The sequence below is a fragment of the Pseudomonas sp. 2995-1 genome, assembly GCF_002742505.1.
Taxonomy (GTDB): domain Bacteria; phylum Pseudomonadota; class Gammaproteobacteria; order Pseudomonadales; family Pseudomonadaceae; genus Aquipseudomonas; species Aquipseudomonas sivasensis.
On sequence record NZ_LJSA01000451.1, the window covers coordinates 1 to 249 of the forward strand.

At 38.6% G+C, this 249-nt stretch carries 1 protein-coding gene; it reads left to right on the forward strand.

Annotation, left to right across the window (positions count from 1 at the left end; all coding sequences use genetic code 11):
- A partial coding sequence (locus tag AOA61_RS23900) for a BCCT family transporter (protein ID WP_218197374.1) occupies nt 1–249 on the forward strand: 249 nt, incomplete at both ends.

Consider the following 249-nt stretch of genomic DNA (forward strand, 5'->3'; position numbering starts at 1 on the left):
ACTATATGGTGTATTTCATTGGGACTTCATCCATGGGCTGTCTATGCGATAGTTGCCCTTGGACTTGCCTTTGCAAAATTTAGAAAAGAGTTACCTGGACTAGTTAGTTCAACTTATTTTTCACTCATTGGTAGAAGAGTCTTTGGTCCAATTGGACATACGATTGATATTATTGCAATCGCAGGAGTTACTGTAGGTATTGCAACATCATTCGGATTAAGTACTTTGCAAATGGCGAGTGGAATAGAA